Consider the following 19,510-nt stretch of genomic DNA (forward strand, 5'->3'; position numbering starts at 1 on the left):
CAAAACATCCTTACTAATTCATTCTTTAAGCAAATGCTGTCTGATTCCGAGTTTTGTGAGCGCTTCGGCCTTGAAAAGCCGCAGCTTGAATTCCGTCATCCCCAGATGCGGACGGGGTATGTTGATGCGCTGCAGGAGATAGGGATTGGTCTGGAAGGTATTCAGGCCTCCATCACCGGTAACCGCCGTCAGATACTCGTTTTCCTTGAGCATGGCGGGCATCTCCTCATCATAGGCACCATTGGGGTAGGAGAATGTGAAGATGGTCTTGAGTCCATTCCACTCCATCAGCAATTTGGACAGCTTCATTTCCTCCGCCTGCTTCTCCCGATCCAGCGTGGTCAGGGGCTGATGGTTGGCCGTATGACTGCCGATCTCGATGCCCCGTTCCTGCATCTCCCGCAGCTGATTCCAACTGAGATAGCCCTTGCGGCCGATGCTGTTGGTGATCATATACACCGTGCCCTTCATGCCGCGCTCTTCGAGCAGGGGCAGCAGGGTTGTGTAATTGTCCTCATAACCATCATCGAAGGTCAGGATCACCGGTTTGGCGGGAAGTTCCTGCTTGCCCTTCTTGGCCCGCATATAATCCTGCATGGTGATGGTCGTATACCCCTCGGCCTGCAGATAGTCGAGCTGCTGGGAAAAATCCGCCACCGGCACAGCATAAGCCGCACCATCTTCACCAATCTCATCGCAGATATGATGATACTCAAGCACCAAAATGCCCTGAGGCGCTGGCGTCAGCGTCAGCCAGGAGATAAATACCAGCAGGGCAAAGGCGAGAATCCCCAGCCCATATCTAACATAACGCAATCTTTAATTCCACTCCTCCTGGGAAGCTAATTCTTTTAGTTTCCGCATTCTATGATTCATGCCCGACTTGCTGATGCCCAGCATTTCTGCAAGCTCCTGCAACGTAGCATCGGGATTTTCCAAACGGGCTTTGGCCGCCGCCCGCACCTTCGGGGGTAGTTTCTCCAGACGGCCATTTTTCTCCAGACCCCGGATGATATCCAGCTGCCGGCCGGCCGCGTCCACGGCCTTTTGAAGATTGGCCGTCTCGCAGTTGACCAGCCGGTTGACCTGCTCCCGGACTTCCTTGACGTTACGGGCCACCTCAAAGCTTTCTACCGCTTCATCGGCCTCCACCATGCCCAGAAAGTCAATGACTGAATCCCCTTCTTTGATATAGACCACATAGGCATCCTTGCGGTCGACAAAACCGGCCGGAAAGCCCATGCGGCGCAACAGATCATGTAAGAGGTTCCCGAGCTCATAACTGCCGGTGACCAGTTCCAGATGATAGGCCGACTCAGGACGATTCACGCTGCCGCCGCCCTGAAAGGCTCCTCTAAGATAGGCAATGCGGCAGCACTGCTTCTTGAGGATGCCGCGGTCATTTTCCATATTGAGGCTGTCCTCATGGAGGAAGCCAATCCGCTGGAATAATTCGTTGACCTTCTGCGACGGCACCACCCGCACCGTATAACTGTTGTTCTTGTTGAGCTGCCGGGAACGGCGCACGGTGATTTCCGTCCGCAGGTTCTCCCCCTCACTTTTCAGCAGCTGCAGCACCTTGCGGGCCACGGCCGCATTCTTCGAGGTGAAATTCAGCCCAAATGTATGCCCTGCGCCGATGGTCAGCGCAGCTCCCATGCGCAGGAGCGCCGCCAGTTCTGCCCCCCGGCAGCAGGGCTCTTCATAGTACAGGCGGGCCAGTTCATTTTTCACCTCGGTGGCAAAAGATGGCATCGCCAGCCTCCTTGTCCAACTAACTTACTGATTATCTGACTTCGAATTTCTTCAAGGCACTGGGCTGCAGATGATAGACCATATTCATCACAGCCTTGCTGAGCTTGTCGGGATCGTGACGGATGACTTCATTCTCATTGATGATGTCCGCCTTGACGAACCCCACGCCCAACGCATTGATGGCATCTTCATCCACTTCCACCGGATACGCGCCCTTGGATGCGTAATATTCCTGCATCTCCGGCGAAATAGCCGCATCATTGACCAGCATATAGTCGATGATGCCCTTGCCGCCATGGTCGATGATGGCCTTGGCATGCATGGATGCGGTATAGCCATCAGTTTCGCCGGGCTGGCTCATGACATTGCAGATGTAGATCTTGATGGCCTTGCTCTTGCGGATGGCCTCAGCTACGCCGTCCACCAACAGGTTGGGCATGATGCTCGTATAGAGACTGCCCGGGCCTAAGATGATGGCATCCGCATTCGTGAGTGCATCCAAAGCCGACTGCACCGGCTGTACCTTTTCGGGGAACAGCCGCACCCGCTTGATGCGCTTATGCACTTCAGGAATCTGCGATTCCCCTTCCACCACAGTACCATCTTCCATAATGGCATCGAGGCGCACATGGTCCTTGGAGGCCGGCAGTACCTGCCCCTTGACCGCGAGGACCTTCGAGGACTCCTGCAAGGCCTGTTCCATATCGCCCGTGACTTCATTCATGGCCGCGATAAAGAGATTGCCGAAGCTATGGCCGGCCAGCTCCGTTTCGCCCTTGAAGCGGTACTGGAAGAGTTTTTCCATCAACGGTTCGGTATCGGCCAGCGCGACCAGACAGTTGCGCAGGTCGCCCGGCGGGATGATGCCGAATTCCTCGCGCAAGCGCCCGGAAGAACCGCCATCATCGGCCACGGTCACGACTGCCGTGACATTGCTCGTAGCCGCCTTGATGCCGCGCAGCAGCACGGAAAGTCCATGGCCGCCGCCAACGACAGCCACATTCGGGCCCTTGCCCAAACGTCTTTTCTCATAGATGATATCCACCAGCCGTTCCGAATTGTCCGGCAGCAGCACCATGATGACCGAGCGGATGACATAGCGGGTAGCCGCCAGCATCAGCACAGCGCCTAAACCCACCACCAATATCCCAATAATCGTCGTGATGGAATAGTCATAAGTACCCTTCCAAAGATAAACGGCCTGAAAGATGGCTTCTTCGATGGCGTCCAGATATTTATAGTTAAAGATCAGGGCCAATCCCAGGCTCACCAGCATAACCCCTGCAGAGAACAGCAGCAGCCAGCGTTTGAATTTCATGCCGGGATAGAGCCATTTCAACAAATGCATCCTCAGCACTCCTCACGCACGTGTTCCCAGACATCGTTCTTCATCAGGTCCCGGTGTTCCAGCTTCACAGGCATGCCTTTATCCTTCAGGCGGTCGAAGATATGCTTGGCGATAAAGACGCTGCGATGCATGCCGCCGGTACAGCCCACGGCAATGACCAGCTGGCTCTTGCCTTCCTTGACATACTGGGGCACGAGGAAATCCATCATGCCATCCAGATGTTCGACAAACTCCTGCGTCACCGGCCACTTGGCAATGTACTCTGCCACCTCCGGCACCGCGCCACTCTTATGACGCATGGATTCGATGTAGAAGGGATTGGGCAGGAAGCGCACGTCAAAGACCATGTCCGCATCGAGCGGCATGCCGAATTTGAAGCCGAAGGACAGCACGTTGATGCTCATCTGTTCCCCGTCGCTGTTGCCAAAAATACGGTGGATCTTGTCCCGCAGTTCCACCTTCTTGAGTTCGGATGTATCAATGATATAGGTAGCTTTTGCTCTCGCCGGGGACAGGCGCTCCCGTTCCTTGGCAATGCCGTCGGAAATCCGCGAGGACGGCGCCATGGGATGGCGGCGGCGGGTTTCCTTGTACCGGCGGATGATGCAGGCATCGGAAGCATCCATGAAGAGCATTTCATAGGGCACATCATCCTTGTCCATATCGTCGAGCACATGGATGAAGGTGTCGAAGAACTCCCGGCTGCGGGTATCCACGACGAGCACGACCTTGCCCACATGGTCACCGGCATGCTTGCAGAGTTCCACGAATTTGGGGATGAACACAGGCGGCAGATTGTCCACCACGAAGTAGCCCAGATCCTCCATATAGCGGCAGGCCTGCGTCTTACCGCCGCCGCTCATACCGGTCACAATGACCAGACGGAATTTCTCCTCTTTGGGCTGTGAAAGTTCCATTTCCGTTTTCTCTTCCATTCCTGTCACCTGCCTTACTGATTGAGAATGTATTTGCTGACAGCCTGTGCCCAGCCGTCATCGTCACAATTACCCGTAACCGCATCGGTCACGGCCTTGATGTCATCCGTCGCATTGCCCATGGCCACACTGAAACCTGCGGCTTTGAGCATGGGCAGGTCATTATTGGCATCGCCGATAGCCATGATTTCGCTGATGTCGATATTCAGCAGCTCGGCTAATTTCGTGAGGCCTGCTGCCTTGGACACGCCCGGCGCGATAATTTCAATGAAGTCCGGGGCCGACTGCGTCATGGCAATGCTGTCGCCGAACTCAGCCTGTAATTCAGCCATCCAGGCCGGCGTCACGTCCGGTCCGGAGGTGATGATCAGCATCTTGTACATCTTGCTGACCTTCTCCTTCATGCCCTCATAGCCGACTTCCTTGCCAATCACCTTCTGGCTGATCTCATAGCGCTTGGAAAAGGCGCCGTAGTCGGAATAGTAGAGTTCATCGCCGCTATAGGACTGCAGATACCAGTTGCGTTCTGCGCAGAAATCTGCAATGCGGCAACAGATTTCTTCATCTAAATAATGCTCATAGTAAACCTTGCCGGACGTGGACTTGATCAGTGCCCCGTTATAGGTGATGATGGGCACATCCAGCCCCAATGCCTCAGCCACCGGTAAAGCCGCGCGGTACATGCGCCCCGTGGCAATGGTGACAATGGTACCGGCCTTAGCTGCAGCCTGAGCCGCCGCAATATTGCCCTCTGACACAGGCTTGCCGCCCCGCAGCAGAGTGCCATCCAGATCCGTTGCCAATAATTTTATCGTCATAAAAATGCCCCCTTGTGGTATTTTTATCTTCTATAGGTAAAATTCAACACCTTCTATTTTCTCACATCCCGCTGAAATTGCAAGGAAAAAGTCGAATATGTTATACTATCTATTGTAAATTCGTAACCAGTCAAAAAGGGGATTATTTTCATGATAAAAAAAATTTTCATAGGCATCGGCCTGCTGTTGATGATCACAGGTGTCTTTGGCCTGTCCTACACTTACCATATCGACCACCGCACGGCTGAAAGCCTGTCGGCCTACTGCCGCATCGACTTCCAGAGTTCCCATACCGTGGAAGGCAAGCTCGAAGGCGCCGTACTGACCATCTGGGACTGGCGCTATGACAGTGCCAAACTCAAGAACGAGGCCATCCTCTACACCGACGGCGACGCCTGGGAAATGAAGGCCGCCACCAAACAGACACCGCCGCCCCACGCCAGCCGCGACCACGCCTGGCAGAACGAGAACAAACTCTTCGTCGAACTCCCCCGCGCCAGCCTGCCAGCCATCCGCAAAGCAGAAACCGTCCGGTTCCGCTTTTACTACGATAACGGGCAGACAATCGATCTGCCCCTCAACGCCCCCGACCTTGAATATTGGAAGCGGCAGGTACAATAAAGACTTCTATTGCGAGTCCGGCGAGGACGGGCGGATTTCACCCCGACTGCGCTAGGACGGCAGGCTAAACCGCTTTTTTGCCTTGATTCAGCGGGAACGGCTTAAACTCACTTCGTTCAAACAAAAGCCTTTTCCCGCTGATTTTTATGTAGGCAAAAAAGCGGTTCTTTACGCCTGCCGCCCTACGCTTCGCTGGGGCAAAATCCGCCCGTCCCCGCCTCCGTGTTTAGCAGGCAGTTGCCTGTTCACCGCTGGCGCTACTTCCGTCCAACTAGCGCCAGCGGCGGTGCTTGCCTAAGCGGAGCGTCAGGCGAGCGAGCGTAAAGAAAAATCTCCTTTGCCCACCTTAATATCATGTCTAAAAGTCTACTGTTTGAGCGCAGCGAGTTTTGACTTTTAGATATGCCTAATTAAGGGCAAAGGAGATTTTTTAGCGAGCCGCCGAGCGCAGCGTGGCAAACACCGCCGCTGGCAGCGTACCACGAGCCCAAAAGCTATGGTAATTACTCAGCCTCTACAATAGCCTGTTCATTTCTTCCGAACAGTCCGCTGCCGCAGGTCTTCGCCACCAGCACCGCCAGTGTCATCAAAGCAATTGCCAGCACGAGCTGCAAACCATCCACCATCAGGGTGAAATCGCCGCTGCCAAGCTTGCCGACGATACCGATCACGCTCATGACGAGCGCACTCATCGTCACGAGGAACATGAACGTCATCGGCACATAGAGCATCCATCCTTTGCGCCCCGTCGACTTCAAGAACAGTGCCAGCGAGATCAGCACGAGTGCCGACAGCAGCTGATTGGCTGCACCGAACAGCGGCCAGATATTCATATAACCAGCCAGGCACAAAGCATAGGCCAGTACGAGCGTCACCGCCGTGGACACATATTTATCCATCAGGAATTTTGCAAAACCGGAAGCCTTGGCGCCTTCGCCCGGTGCCACCAGTTCCTGCAGAGACATGCGGCCGATGCGGGCCACGGAATCAATCGTCGTCATGGCCAAGGCCGATACGCACATCGTGATCACGCAGGCCGAAACCGCTGCCGGCAGGCCAAACATCTGGAAGAATCCACCGATGGCCCCAGCAAAGATCTGGAACGGCGTGCCGGAAGGAAGCGTGCCATTAGAGGCAGCCGCACAGGCTATAACAAGGGCAACCACACCCAGCAGGGATTCCACAAGCATTGCGCCGTAACCAACCGGCAGCATATCCTTCTCATTAGCGATAGCCTTGGAAGAAGTGCCCGAAGATACGAGGCTATGGAAACCGGACACCGCGCCGCAGGCAATCGTGATGAACAAGATAGGGAACAACGACTGGCCTTTGACCGTGAACCCTACAAAAGCCGGCATATTGATGACCGGATTGGCCACGAGGACACCGACCACGCCGCCGAACACCATGCCCAGCAACAGGAAGGAAGACAGATAATCACGCGGTTCCATCAACAGCCACATGGGCAGGACGGACGCAATGAAGCAATAACCAAAGGTCACATAGCGCCAGCTATGTGCATCCAGATACAGCGGGAACTGCATGCCCACAGCGAACATGGCCACCACCAGCACCACTGCCACGAGGAATTTCACCAGCCCGGATGGCTGTACCTTACTGATGAACCAGCCAAAGCCCATGGCCACGACAATATACAGCAGGGAAATCGTCGCTGCCTGCGCGCCCGGCACATTCAGTGCACCGTCCTTGGCAAAACCATTGAAGGTATTGGCCAGGATATCGGCAAAAGCCGCCAGCACCAGCAGCGTGAAGAGCCAGCAGAACAGCAGGAACAAACGGCGTCCCGTGCGCCCCACATAATGCTCAATCAGCATGCCCATGCTCTTGCCCTGATTCTTCACCGAAGCATAGAGCGCCGTGAAATCCTGCACCGCACCGAAGAAGATGCCGCCCACCAGCAGCCAGAGCATCGCCGGTGCCCAGCCGAACATCGCCGCGATGATGGGGCCGGTCACCGGCCCAGCCCCCGTAATCGAGGAAAACTGATGCGCAAACACCGTAAACCGGGAAGCCGGAGCGAAATCCCCTCCATCCTCCAGCGCCACAGCCGGCGTTTTCGCCTGCGGATCGATGCCCCAGGTCTTCACGAGCCAGCGCCCATACAAAAAATAGGCCGCCACGAATGCACACATGGCAAAGCCCACAAGTGTCAAACCATTCATCCTAAAACCCTCTTTCAAAATAATGCCGATAACAAATGTCCGTGAAAAATAATAAAAGTGTTATTATGACGGACTTTTGTTTGACCATCATAATAACACTTTGTAATGTATGTGTCAACTTGTAAACTTAAATTTTACATCTGCTTCACCGGAACAGGTCCGCGGGACAGGGCAATGGAACCAGTGCGGGCGATCTCGATGATTTCGTAATCGGACAGGACTTCGATAATGCCGTCAATCTTGCTCTGCTGCCCTGTGAGTTCGATGACCACATTTTCCTGGCTCACATCGACGATATTAGCCCGGAAGATATTGACGATATCGATGAGTTCCGCACGATTGCTCTTGTCGGCCCGCACCTTGATCATCACAAGCTCCCGTTCGATGGAGTCTACTTCCGACAAATTGACGATCTTGATCACATCGATGAGCTTGCCCAGCTGGGTTACCACCTGGTCGAGCTCATTTTTTGACTCTACGGACACCACGATATTGATACGCGTGACCTCAGGTTCCTCGGTGTAGCCGGCGGAAATGCTTTCGATATTGAAGGCCCGGCGGCTGATCAGACCGGAAACATGCGTGAGTACACCGGGTTTATTGTCAACTAATACAGCGAGTAAATATTTTTTCATCATTTCTTGCTACCTCCCAGCACCATCTGGTCCAGCCGCTTGCCGCCCGGCACCATGGGCAGGACGTCCTCTTCTTCCGGAATCAGCACATCAATAAGCGCCGGCCCTTTCTCAGCCATGATTTTAGGCAGCACGGTATCGAGCTCCTCCTTCTTCGTCAGGCGATAGCCCTTGAGCCCCATGGCCTCAGCCAGCTTGACGAAATCCGTCTTGCCCTTGAGCTCCGACTGGGAGTAATGATGGTTGTAGAACAGGCGCTGCCATTGCCCCACCATGCCCAGGATACAGTTATGGACGATCACGACCTTCACGTCGATATCGTTATCGGCAATCGTGGCAAATTCCTGACAGTTCATCATGATGCTGCCATCACCCGTGAAGAGCACTACCTTGCTGTCCGGGGCACCGACCTTGGCGCCCATGGCCGCCGGCAGGCCGTAGCCCATCGTGCCCTGACCGCCCGAGGTCAGAAAATGGCGAGGCTTGTAGACATCGAAAAACTGCGCCGCCCACATCTGATGCTGGCCGACGTCGGTCACGGCAATGGTATCCTTATCGGAGAGTTCACTGATCTTGCGGATCAAGGCTCCCGGCTTGATGGCGTCGCCGTTCTCCACGTAGCTGAACGGATGCTCCTTGTGCATCTGGATGACATCCTCTTTCCAGCCCTTGAACTTCTCGGCAAACTTCTCCTTCGTCGCAGAGAGCTTCTTGTTGAAGCGCGGCAATGTCCAGCGCAGGTCGCCCAGGACCTTTAGGTCCGCCGTGACATTCTTGTTGATTTCCGCCCGGTCAAGCTCGAAATGGATGATCTTCGCCTTGGGCGCAAAGCCGTCCACGCGTCCCGTCACGCGGTCACTGAAGCGCATGCCGATGCAGAGCAGCAGGTCGCATTTCTGGATGGCCATATTGGCCGCATAGGAGCCATGCATCCCCGCAAAACCTAAAAATCCGTCCGTATCAGCAGGTACAGAACCTAAGCCCAGCAGGGTTGACGTTACCGGCACGCCGAGTTTCTTGGCCAGCTTTTGCACCTCTGCCGCCGTATCGGAACTCACGATGCCGCCGCCCGCGAAGATTAAAGGGCGTTCTGCCTTCTGCACCGCTTCTACAGCTGCCGCGATTTCCTTTTCATTGCCATCATAGACGCCGCTATAACCGCGCAGATTGACCTTTTCCGGATATTCATAGTCAAGCTTTGCATCGAACACATCCTTGGCCACATCGATGACCACAGGGCCCTTGCGGCCTGTATTGGCGATAAAGAAGGCCTCCTTGAGTACCCGCGGCAGTTCTTTGACATCCTTGACCAGATAGTTATGCTTGGTGATAGGTGTCGTGATACCGAAGATATCGGCCTCCTGGAAGGAGTCCTTGCCGATATAGGGATTGGCCACCTGCCCTGTGATGCAGACGAGCGGCACGGAGTCAGTGCAGGCTGTAGCAATGCCCGTAATGAGGTTCGTGGCACCAGGGCCGGAGGTCGCGAACACCACGCCGACCTTGCCCGTAGCCCGCGCATAACCATCAGCCGCATGGATGGCCCCCTGCTCATGTCTTGTCAGAATATGCGGAAATTTCATCTTATAAACTGCGTCATAAAGCGTCAGCACCGCTCCCCCGGGGTAGCCGAACACCACGTCCACGCCTTCTTTTTTCAGGCTTTCCAATACTGCCTGAGCTCCATTCATCATCAAATCAAGCCCTCCCCTTCATCTATGCTTTGGGTAGTTTACACTTAACCGTAAGTCACAAGTAATATTATACACCATTTGTATACAATGTTACAATAAGTGAATACAAAACTAATTTCGATAAGAAAAGAAAAAAATCCTTGCAATTCTACCGCAAAAAGGATAAAATATTACAGTATGTCAATGTACATAAAACTTGTGAAATGAATCCATTCAGCATCAACCGAGGGGATTTCCCCTGCATGTCTGGATTTCACTACAGTAAGTCGGATTGTTCCGGAGGTGAATCAACATGGCAGTACCAAAGAGAAAAATGTCCAAGGCCCGCCGCGATCAGCGCCGTGCTAACTGGAAACTGGAAGCACCGGGCTTCGTAGCTTGCCCGCAGTGCCACGAACCGAAGATGCCTCATCACGTATGCCCTGAATGCGGCTACTATGACGGCAAGGAAGTTGTCGCTGCAGCTGAATAAGCTTATAAAAAAATGGCCTTCCCTTATGGGAAGGTCATTTTTTTATTGAATTAATGTGCCAGGATTTCATTAGCCACATGTTCAGCATTGGTGCCGATAACCACCTGCACCGCGTTGCCCGTGGCAAAAGCGCCCCGGACGCCATTGATCTTCTTGATGCGTTCCAGGTCCATCTTAGCCGTATCCTTCACCGTACAGCGCAGACGCGTTGCACAATTGGAGAGCTCTTCGATGTTCTCCTTGCCCCCCAGAGCGGCGAGCACCTGTTCCGACAGTTCACTCATGGTTGTCGGCTCACTCGTCGCGGGCATGTCTTCATCATAACGGCCGATGGTCGGGATATCAAACTGACGGATAGCCCAGCTGAAAATGCCGTAATAAAGCACGAACACACCTGCACCGATAACGAGGATCATCTCCGGCTTCGTCGCCAGCCCCCAGTCAATCACATAGTCGATAAAACCGGCCGAGAAACCGAACCCATCCAATACGCCGAGAGAATACGTCACCGCCAGGCAAAGACCGGTCAATACCGCATGTACGGCATAGAGCGCCGGCGCCAGGAACATGAACATGAATTCAATCGGTTCCGTGATCCCCGTCAGGAAGGCCGTGAATGCCACCGAAGCCAGCATGCCGCCAATCTTGGCGCGGTTCTCAGGCTTGGCCGCATGATACATAGCCAAAGCTACTGCCGGCATACCGAACATCATCATCGGAAAGAAGCCGGCCATGAACATACCCGCAGACGGATCACCGGCAAAGAAGCGGTTGAGGTCCCCCGTAGCCACCGCTCCCGTCACCGGGTTGGTGTACGCACCGAACACGAACCAGATGAAACTGTTGAGGATATGATGGAGCCCCACCGGAATGAGCAGACGATTCAGAACGCCATATACAAAGGTTCCCAGCGCACCCGCACCGATGATCCATTCACCCACAGCATGGATGAAGGACTGACACGGCCCCCAAATGATGCCAAAAATGGCTGCCAGCACGATGGACACGGCCGCCGTCACGATCAGCACGAAACGCCGGCCGCCGAAGAAACCCAGATATTCCGGTAATTTTACTTTATGATAGCGATTATAGAGCACACCAGCTTCAATACCGCTGACAATACCAGCGAGCACGCTCATATTGAGGGTTTCGTCAATGGTCTTGAGCGCCGAGGTCAGAATCAGATAGCCAATAGCACCGGCCAAACCTGCCGCGCCGTTATTATCCTTGGCCAGACCTACGCCAATACCAATGGAAAAGATGAGTGCCAGATTATCAAAGACCGCTCCACCGGCCTTGGTGATAAAGGGGATGTTCAGGACATCCGGGGCACCCAGGCGCAACAGAAGTGCTGCCGCAGGCAGGACTGCGATGGGCAGCATCAGCGCCTTGCCAATGCTTTGCAGCTGGGTAAACCAGTTTTTCATAGAATTCACTCCCTTTAAAATAAATAAGCGAGACAGTACCATACTGCCTCGCTTATTTTAGCATAATTAACTGAATCTTACAATCCAGGTATCCTGTCGGGGGATAAGGGGATTAGAAGAAGAACTGTACGCGGCCGAACAGTTTCTGAGCATCTTTACCATTGCTGATCTGTTCACCGTTGAAGTATTTCAGCGTTGCTACCGTATTCTTAGCCAGCGTGTAGTTCGTGCCAACTTCCCAGCCCTTGGTGCCGCTCATAGCACCATCATAGGACGGATCGAAAGCTACGTTCTGACCGAGGTGACGGTAAGCCGTGTACATACCCCAGGTGCCTCTGTTCTCCTTCTGTGCGCCTTTGTAAGTCAGCTCTACACTGCCAGCCTTCTTGTAGTTGTCAGCCTTGGCATTTTCTGCATAAGTGCCGCCGAGGCCTACATTCTTGTCAAACTGATAGTGAGCATTGACAGCCCAGATCTGTGCATTGTCAGTGGTCGTTGCACCATCGCGGTACTTAACCACATTTCTGAACGTATCACTGTTCAGATTATGATAAGCTGCGCCCAGGGAAAGTTTGTTCTTGTCATACTGAAGACCAATGCTCTGCATATTAGCAGCACTATCATCATCAGTAGCGTCCTTGATATATTTGTTGGCTCTGTTCAGATTCCAACGGCCAGCCTGCAAGGTCAGCTTCAGATCTTTACCCGTGGTGATGGATGCACCGGAAAGTTCATCATCGAAGAGCAGATCGCTGTTGAGCTGCATCGGGAGCTTACCGAGTTTGATGTTCGTCGTGCCATACTGGCCTTCAGCCCAAATGCGTTTCAGTTTAACCGTCGTATCCTGCTTGTCATCGCCGCTGTCTTTAGCCAGATCCGTGGAAGCATCCAAACGAGCATTTACATGCCAGTGGTCATTGACCTCTGCAGAGGGTTCGAGACGGAACAACAGTTCATCATCATTCTGACGTTTCTCACCTTTATTACGTTCGCTGGTATAGGTGTAACGAGCCTGGCCGTTCCATTTCACCTTGTCTGCATTGCGTTCGAGGTTGCTGACGCGTACGCCCAGCGTGTTGAGTTCTTCGGCAAATTCTGCAGCCAGTTTGTCAACAAGAGCCTTGTCTGCACCGCTGGTGTTCTTGGCCATAGCTTTTGCTACCATCTGTGCCATTTCATAACGAGTGATGTTCTTGTTGCCCTGGAAGGAACCGTCGCCGTAACCTTCGATGACACCATCAGCAGCCAGCTGCTGTACAGCATCATAAGCCCAATGATCAGCAGGAACATCGCTGAACGGGTTCGTTGCGGCAAAAGTAGTGGATGCGGCGCCAATAACCATTGCAGTGGTTACAGCCGTAATGATTGACTTTTTCATGATTATCTCCTCCGTTCTTGAGATAGAACTAATAATTAACCGTTCCCGGAGGCAAGTGTCCATGTTTCCTTGTCCCTTGGGATGATTTAATTATATTACTTGACTAGCTCAAATACAATTAAAGGACGGTTAAATTTCGATTAAACTTTGATTAGAAAATTTCCATCATCAACCATCCGAAGGAAAATTATAGATTCCAAAAGTGTTCCATAAACCACACCCGCGCAAGGAACTTTTGGGGCATCAGCTTAAACAAATTGGTAGAACAGGCATTACAAGCATACAAACCTTTAGCAACGGATTACCCCATAGCCAATACAAATAAATCCCCCAGAACCGCCATGAGTTCCGGGGGACTTTTCATTGACCAGCCATTGACCGGTCAATCTGACGTCACGATATGGAATTAGAAGAAGAACTGTACGCGACCGAAGAGAATCTTCTGCTTATAATTGTCAAGCTCGATATCTTTGGAATGACCATAGCGGAGCGTTCCTACAACATTCTTGAACGGCGTATAGTTTACACCGATTTCCCAACCTTTGTAGTACGGCTGGATGACATCATAAGTGCTCTTGACAAGAGCGCCCGGACCAAGATGACGGTAAGCTACCCATGCACCCCAGGTGCCCTTGTTTTCTTTCTGCGCACCCTTGTAGTTAACTTCGACGTTATAAGCATTCTTATAGTAATCTACTTTATTGTTATGGTTGTAGAATCCTTTAACACCGATATTCTTATCGAACTGATAGCCGAGCTTAGCACCAAAGATATTGAACGTTTTGGTATCATCATTAGTTAGCCAATACTCGAAATCTTCCGTGCTGATACGATGCCAATGAATGCCCGCATCAAGTTTGCCAGCCTTGCCTGCAACTGCCAAATACTGATAATTTGCCTTATCAACAAAGGTCTTATCTTCCTTATCAGACCAATAGCTATTTGCTATCGACGTAGTGCTCAAACGACCAGCGCCCAGAATACCTTTCACCTTATTGCCAACTGCAATTTCCGCACCAGAGAATTCGGTATCGGCAAAAGTATCATTGTTATAAGAAGCAAATTTACCAAGTTTTACCTGAAAATTCTTGTAATTGCCCTGTGCCCAGATGCGTTTCAACTTGACATTACCATCATCGCCCGTATCAGACTGCATATCGGTCTGTGCATCCAAACGAGCTTTTACCTTCCAATGACTATTTACTTCCGCAGTTGGTTCTAAGCGGAGCAGGGCTTTATCGCTGTTATCCTTTTTATGTTTGTAGCCATCCGCCTCGTTACGCACGCTGGTGTAGGTGTAACGAGCTTCGCCGTTCCATTTTACCATATCAGCATTGCGTTCAAGTTTGCTTACGCGTACGCCGAGGTTGTTGAGTTCTTCAGCGAATTCTGCTGCGAGTTTGTCAACCAGAGCTTTGTCAGCACCAGAGGTATTCTTGGCCATAGCCTTGGCTACCATCTGAGCCATTTCATAACGAGTGATGTTGCGGTTGCCCTTGAAGGTGGTGTCGCCATAACCTTCGATAACACCATCAGCGGCCAGCTGGCTTACGGCATCATATGCCCAATGGTCAGCCGGAACATCGGAGAACGGATTAGCAGCAGCAAACGTCGTGCTGGCTGCACCTACGACCAAAGCCGTAGTCAAAGCGGATACCAGAGTCTTTTTCATAATAAACTCCTCCTCAAAAAGATTAAAATAACCTTCTCGAGAGCCACTTGCTTGCGGAGTGTCCAAGTTTCCTCACGCCTGCTTATGCTCTCAATTAATTAGATTTTAACACAGCTTGTGAATTTTTTCAATATTTGTTTATATTTGAGCATAAAAAGATTTTAATAACAGCACATAAAAAAAAGACCTCAACTCCTAAGAGCGAGGTCTTCTTGCCTGACTTATAATTAGAAGAAGTAGCTTACACGAGCGTAGAGCGTTTCAGCTTTTCTGTTGTGGTTGTCGAACTTCTTGCCGTTGAAATATTCCACTGTGGTCAGCGTGTTCTTCAGCGGAACATAGCTTACACCGAAATCCCAGCCTTTGACATTCAGCGTACCAGCATTAACCGTCCCCGTATTGGCATGGGCCGTATCATAGGTCGGCATCAGGGAAACATTGGAGCCCAGATGACGGTATGCAGCGAAAGCTCCCCAAGTGCCCTTGTTGGCTTTGCTGGCGCCTTTGTAGTCCAGCTCTACACTGCCGGATTTACGATAGTTGTCAGCAGATGCGTTCTGCGCATAGGAACCCATGAGAGCAACGTTCTTGCTGAAGCTGTATTTACCGCCTACAGACCAGATATTAGCCTTGTCGCTGTCACCGTGATTCTTGTAGCGATCAGCCGTCTTGAACACATCACTGCTGAAATGACGGTAACCTACGCCACCAGCCAGCTTGCCTTTTTCATAATTGAGCTGAACACCCTGATAGCTGGCAGTATCCTGAACTGCACCAGCAACTACAGATGCATTAGCATCATCATTGATATTCCAACGACCAGCTTCCAGAACAACCTTCAGGTCCTTACCAGCCGTAGCCTGTACACCAGAGAAGAAGTCATCCATCACGAGGCCTTCATCATTCGTGGAGTAGAACGGCATTTTACCAGCCTTCACGTTGAAGTTGCCATAATTGCCCTCTGCATAAACGAAGGTCATTTTCATGTTGCCTTCATTGTCTTTGTCCATATTCATGGAACCAGTCAGACGACCTTTGACCTTCCAATGTTCATTGACTTCAGCCGTTGGGAAAATACGATACTGCAGCTGGTTGATATTTTCCTTTGTCTTCTTGTTAGCCGCGTCATGGCTGCGATAACTCCAGTAACGGTAGCGGGCTTCACCCGTCCACTTCACCATGTCAGCATGCTTTTCCAGGTTGCTTACGCGCACACCCAGGTTGTTGAGTTCTTCCGCGAACTCAGCAGCCAGCTTATCGACCATAGCCTTGTCAGCACCGCTGGTATTCTTGGCCATAGCCTTGGCTACCATCTGTGCCATTTCATAACGGGTGATGTTGCGGTTGCCCTTGAAGGTGCTGTCGCCATAACCTTCGATAACACCATCAGCAGCCAGCTGGCTTACAGCGTCATAAGCCCAGTGGTCAGCGGGAACATCAGAGAACGGATTGCTGGCAGCAAAAGTCGTGCTGGCAGCACCTACTACGAGAGCCGTAGTCAAAGCAGAAACGAGAGTCTTCTTCATCAAGAAACTCCTCCTCAATAAAAAGTATTCTTTGTCCTATGCTCATAGACATACTCTTAGAGTTTCCATGTTTCCTCTCAGAAATCTCTAATCACAGTAGACACAATGACCATTATAACAAAACGGTTTACATTAAGCAATATAAACTTTTTATAAACTTGTAAATCTACAAAATCAACCAAAAGAAAAGCCGCTCTCTTACGAGAGCGGCTTTCGATGTCCCTTATGCGGACCTTCCGTGCGCCACAGGGGACCAGCCCATGGCGCTGACACACACATGCGTAATGCTTTTAACCTTTGCCGCGAATTCCTACTTGCTGTTGCAGCAAGTATCGTGGCTAACCTCATTTGTCACTGGCTGATAAGGTAGTACAGCATCAGTCTTAACCTCAAGCAACGACCAGCTGCGAGGGAGAAGAGCCGTTCCTTTTGGAACGGCTTTTCGCCTATTTAGAACGCCGGTACAACGGCACCCTTATATTTATCCGTGATGAAGTCCTTGACTTCCTTGCTCTGCAGAGCTTTGATCAGCGCCTGGATTTCCGGGCGTTTTTCGTCGCCTTCACGCACGGCAATAATATTCACATACGGAGAAGTGCTGTCTTCCATAAAGAGGGCATCCTTCGTCGGTACGAGGTTGACCTGCATTGCATAGTTGGTGTTGATGACAGCTGCATCCACATCGTCCAGCGTACGCGGAACCTGCGCAGCTTCTACTTCCTGGAACTTGAAGTTATGCGGGTTGCCCGTCACATCCTGCACCGTAGCTTTTTCCTTCACGCCGTCTTTGAGTGTGATCAGGCCAGCCTTCTGCAGGAGAAGCAGGGCGCGGCCGCCATTGGTTGGATCGTTCGGAATAGCGATGGCAGCACCATCCTTGAGTTCCTTGAGGTCTTTGACCTTCTTGGAGTATACCCCCATGGGCTCGATATGCACACCGAAGGCGTTCTTGAGTTTGACTTCCTTATGTTCTTCCATGAAGTTCACAAGATACGGTTCATGCTGGAAGAAGTTGGCGTCCAGTTCCTTGTCGTTGAGGGCCAGGTTCGGCTGTACGTAATCGTTGAATTCGACGATTTCCAGCTTGATGCCCTCTTTTTCGAGTATCGGCTTCACCACTTCGAGGATTTCCGCATGCGGGACTGCCGTTGCGCCGACCTTCAAGGTCTTGGCGTCAGATTTTGCGCCCTGCTGCTCGCCGCCACAGCCGGCAAAGGCCATAGCCGCAATCAGCAGCGTGCCGATAAGTGCTAATACTTTTTTCATAGGGATACCTCCTTATAAATAAGAAATTATTTCTTGTCGAGGCGTTTAGCAAGCGTGTTGCCCACGAATTGCACTGCCTGAACGAGAACGATCAGAATGATAACCGTGGCAATCATCACTTCCGGACGGAAACGCTGATAACCATAACGGATGGCCAAATCGCCCAGACCGCCGCCGCCAATAGCACCGGCCATGGCAGACTCACCGACCAGACTGATGACCACCGTCGTCAGCTGGGCCACAATGCTGGGCATGGATTCCGGCAGCAGTACGCGGCTGATGATCTGCACCGGCGTTGCCCCCATGGAAAGCGCCGCCTCAATCAAGCCATAGGGAACTTCCTTGAGGCTGGTCTCCACCTGCCGCCCGATAAAGGGAACAGAGGCGATGACCAGCGGCACCATGGCCGCCGTTGTGCCGATAGCCGAGCCTACCAGCAGACGGGTGAATGGAATGATTGCTACCATCAGGATAATGAACGGAATCGAACGCACGGCGTTGACCACCGTGCCAATCACCTTATTGAGCATCGGGGATTCGAGAATCTGCCCCTTGTCCGTGGCATAGAGCAATACGCCCAAAGGAATGCCCAAAGCGGATGCGATGGCCATGGAAACGGCCACCATATAGACGGTTTCACCCAAAGCCTTAGTCAGCAGAGGAATCATGTCGTTTGACATAACCAATCACCTCCTCCTTAAGGTCACGGCTCCTGAAATAGTCAAGCGCCGCCTGCACCCGTGCAGTTTCGCCCTTGAGGCCGATGATCATGCGGCCAAAAGGCGTGTATTTGATATGGTCGAGATTGCCGAACAGCAAAGTCGTTTCCACATCCGGGAATTTGCGGATCATATCGGCAATCACCGGATCATCCGCAGACTCGCCGATAAAGGTCAGCCGCAGCAAAAGATAGGCATCCTCTGCCGGTTCCTGACTGATTTGGCCGCCACGAAAGGCCGCCGGCAAATCATTCGAGAGCAGTACGCTGATAAATTCCTTCGTAATGGGCTGCTGCGGATTGGTGAACACTTCGAGCACCGTGCCCTGCTCCGCGATAACGCCCTTGTCGATAACCGCTACCTTATCGCAGATATCCTTGATGACCTGCATCTCATGGGTTATAACCACCACAGTCAATTGCAGCTTCTTGTTGATATCACGGATCAACTCCAAAATCGCCTTGGTCGTCTGCGGATCAAGCGCGCTCGTCGCCTCATCGCAGAGCAGCACTTTCGGTTCACTGGCTAGTGCCCGGGCAATGCCCACACGCTGTTTCTGCCCGCCGGACAGCTGGGAAGGATACTGATCTGCCTTCGCCTCCAGCCCCACCAGTTTCAACAGCGGCGTGACCTTTTCCCGGATTTCACTGTCGGATTTACCCGCCAGCTTCAGAGGAAAGGCAATATTGTCATAGACCGTGGCCGAGGACAGCAAATTGAAATGCTGGAATATCATGCCGATGTCCTTGCGCGCCTCGCGCAGCTCACTGTCCGAAAGCGCCGTCATATCGCGCCCGTCAACCACTACGGAACCGCCCGTAGGCCGTTCCAGCATATTGATGCACCGCACCAACGTAGACTTGCCCGCGCCGGACAAGCCGATGATGCCAAAGATCTCGCCCTTGGCAATCTCTAAATCAATGCCCTTAAGTGCCGGTACCGGCCCCGCCGGACTGGCATAAGTTTTCTCGACTTTGGAAAACTTAATCATAGGCATTCACTCCAATCTAAAAATAACGTTCCACCTCATCCGTCAGCCCTACGGGCTGCCACCTTCCCCT

The 19,510-nt window shown here is 52.3% G+C and carries 17 protein-coding genes; 2 read left to right on the top strand and 15 right to left on the bottom strand.

Annotated elements, in window-relative coordinates; translation table 11 throughout:
* Positions 1-18 precede the first annotated feature (18 nt).
* From BLQ59_RS03560 to BLQ59_RS03580, 5 genes are read right to left on the bottom strand one after another with little or no spacing between them, the layout of a single operon-like run.
* Complete coding sequence (locus BLQ59_RS03560; protein WP_074571552.1) at positions 19-816, bottom strand: polysaccharide deacetylase family protein; 798 nt, start codon at positions 814-816, stop codon at positions 19-21.
* 3 nt (positions 817-819) lie between these two features.
* Positions 820-1,755, bottom strand: coding sequence for a DNA-binding protein WhiA (gene whiA, locus BLQ59_RS03565; RefSeq protein WP_074571553.1), 936 nt, complete (start codon positions 1,753-1,755; stop codon positions 820-822).
* A 31-nt stretch (positions 1,756-1,786) separates the two neighbouring features.
* Positions 1,787-3,103, bottom strand: coding sequence for a gluconeogenesis factor YvcK family protein (locus BLQ59_RS03570; protein ID WP_074571554.1), 1,317 nt, complete (start codon positions 3,101-3,103; stop codon positions 1,787-1,789).
* A 2-nt stretch (positions 3,104-3,105) separates the two neighbouring features.
* Complete coding sequence (gene rapZ / locus BLQ59_RS03575; protein ID WP_081342433.1) at positions 3,106-4,038, bottom strand: RNase adapter RapZ; 933 nt, start codon at positions 4,036-4,038, stop codon at positions 3,106-3,108.
* A 14-nt stretch (positions 4,039-4,052) separates the two neighbouring features.
* Positions 4,053-4,856 (bottom strand): Cof-type HAD-IIB family hydrolase, encoded by an 804-nt coding sequence (locus BLQ59_RS03580; protein WP_074571555.1) that lies wholly within the window; start codon positions 4,854-4,856, stop codon positions 4,053-4,055.
* Between the two features lie 150 nt (positions 4,857-5,006).
* Between BLQ59_RS03580 and BLQ59_RS03585 the strand changes: the two genes are divergently transcribed.
* Entirely contained in the window at positions 5,007-5,477 is a 471-nt protein-coding gene (locus BLQ59_RS03585) for a hypothetical protein (protein ID WP_176756712.1), read from the top strand.
* A gap of 503 nt (positions 5,478-5,980) precedes the next feature.
* On the opposite strand, the gene BLQ59_RS03590 is transcribed toward BLQ59_RS03585, so the two are convergent.
* From BLQ59_RS03590 to ilvB, 3 genes are all read right to left on the bottom strand, one after another.
* Positions 5,981-7,660 (bottom strand): carbon starvation CstA family protein, encoded by a 1,680-nt coding sequence (locus tag BLQ59_RS03590; RefSeq protein WP_074571557.1) that lies wholly within the window; start codon positions 7,658-7,660, stop codon positions 5,981-5,983.
* Positions 7,661-7,794: 134 nt separating this feature from the next.
* Positions 7,795-8,295, bottom strand: coding sequence for an acetolactate synthase small subunit (ilvN, locus tag BLQ59_RS03595; protein ID WP_074571631.1), 501 nt, complete (start codon positions 8,293-8,295; stop codon positions 7,795-7,797).
* Complete coding sequence (gene ilvB / locus BLQ59_RS03600) at positions 8,295-9,986, bottom strand: biosynthetic-type acetolactate synthase large subunit (protein WP_442516114.1); 1,692 nt, start codon at positions 9,984-9,986, stop codon at positions 8,295-8,297. Before ilvB ends, ilvN begins: the two co-directional genes overlap by 1 nt.
* 295 nt (positions 9,987-10,281) lie before the next feature.
* Here ilvB and rpmF point away from each other — a divergent pair, with 295 nt between their 5' ends.
* Positions 10,282-10,461, top strand: coding sequence for a 50S ribosomal protein L32 (gene rpmF / locus BLQ59_RS03605; protein ID WP_014423332.1), 180 nt, complete (start codon positions 10,282-10,284; stop codon positions 10,459-10,461).
* 50 nt (positions 10,462-10,511) lie between these two features.
* On the opposite strand, the gene nagE is transcribed toward rpmF, so the two are convergent.
* From nagE to BLQ59_RS03640, 7 genes are all read right to left on the bottom strand, one after another.
* Positions 10,512-11,888 carry an N-acetylglucosamine-specific PTS transporter subunit IIBC gene (nagE, locus tag BLQ59_RS03610; RefSeq protein ID WP_074571559.1) on the bottom strand — a complete coding sequence of 459 codons (1,377 nt, stop codon included), beginning with the start codon at positions 11,886-11,888 and terminating at the stop codon, positions 10,512-10,514.
* Between the two features lie 112 nt (positions 11,889-12,000).
* Positions 12,001-13,266 (bottom strand): putative porin, encoded by a 1,266-nt coding sequence (locus tag BLQ59_RS03615; protein WP_074571560.1) that lies wholly within the window; start codon positions 13,264-13,266, stop codon positions 12,001-12,003.
* Positions 13,267-13,672: 406 nt separating this feature from the next.
* A complete protein-coding gene (locus BLQ59_RS03620) occupies positions 13,673-14,938 on the bottom strand; it encodes a putative porin (protein ID WP_074571561.1) in 1,266 nt (421 codons plus the stop codon).
* A gap of 227 nt (positions 14,939-15,165) precedes the next feature.
* Positions 15,166-16,464 (bottom strand): S-layer homology domain-containing protein, encoded by a 1,299-nt coding sequence (locus tag BLQ59_RS03625; protein ID WP_074571562.1) that lies wholly within the window; start codon positions 16,462-16,464, stop codon positions 15,166-15,168.
* A gap of 450 nt (positions 16,465-16,914) precedes the next feature.
* Positions 16,915-17,730, bottom strand: coding sequence for a MetQ/NlpA family ABC transporter substrate-binding protein (locus BLQ59_RS03630; RefSeq protein ID WP_074571563.1), 816 nt, complete (start codon positions 17,728-17,730; stop codon positions 16,915-16,917).
* Between the two features lie 26 nt (positions 17,731-17,756).
* Positions 17,757-18,410 (bottom strand): methionine ABC transporter permease, encoded by a 654-nt coding sequence (locus tag BLQ59_RS03635; RefSeq protein ID WP_074571564.1) that lies wholly within the window; start codon positions 18,408-18,410, stop codon positions 17,757-17,759.
* Positions 18,379-19,440, bottom strand: a complete 1,062-nt coding sequence (locus BLQ59_RS03640) for a methionine ABC transporter ATP-binding protein (protein WP_074571565.1) — start codon at positions 19,438-19,440, stop codon at positions 18,379-18,381. Before BLQ59_RS03640 ends, BLQ59_RS03635 begins: the two co-directional genes overlap by 32 nt.
* Positions 19,441-19,510 lie beyond the last annotated feature (70 nt).

The organism is Pseudoselenomonas ruminantium (genome assembly GCF_900104055.1).
Lineage (GTDB): Bacteria > Bacillota > Negativicutes > Selenomonadales > Selenomonadaceae > Selenomonas_A > Selenomonas_A ruminantium_C.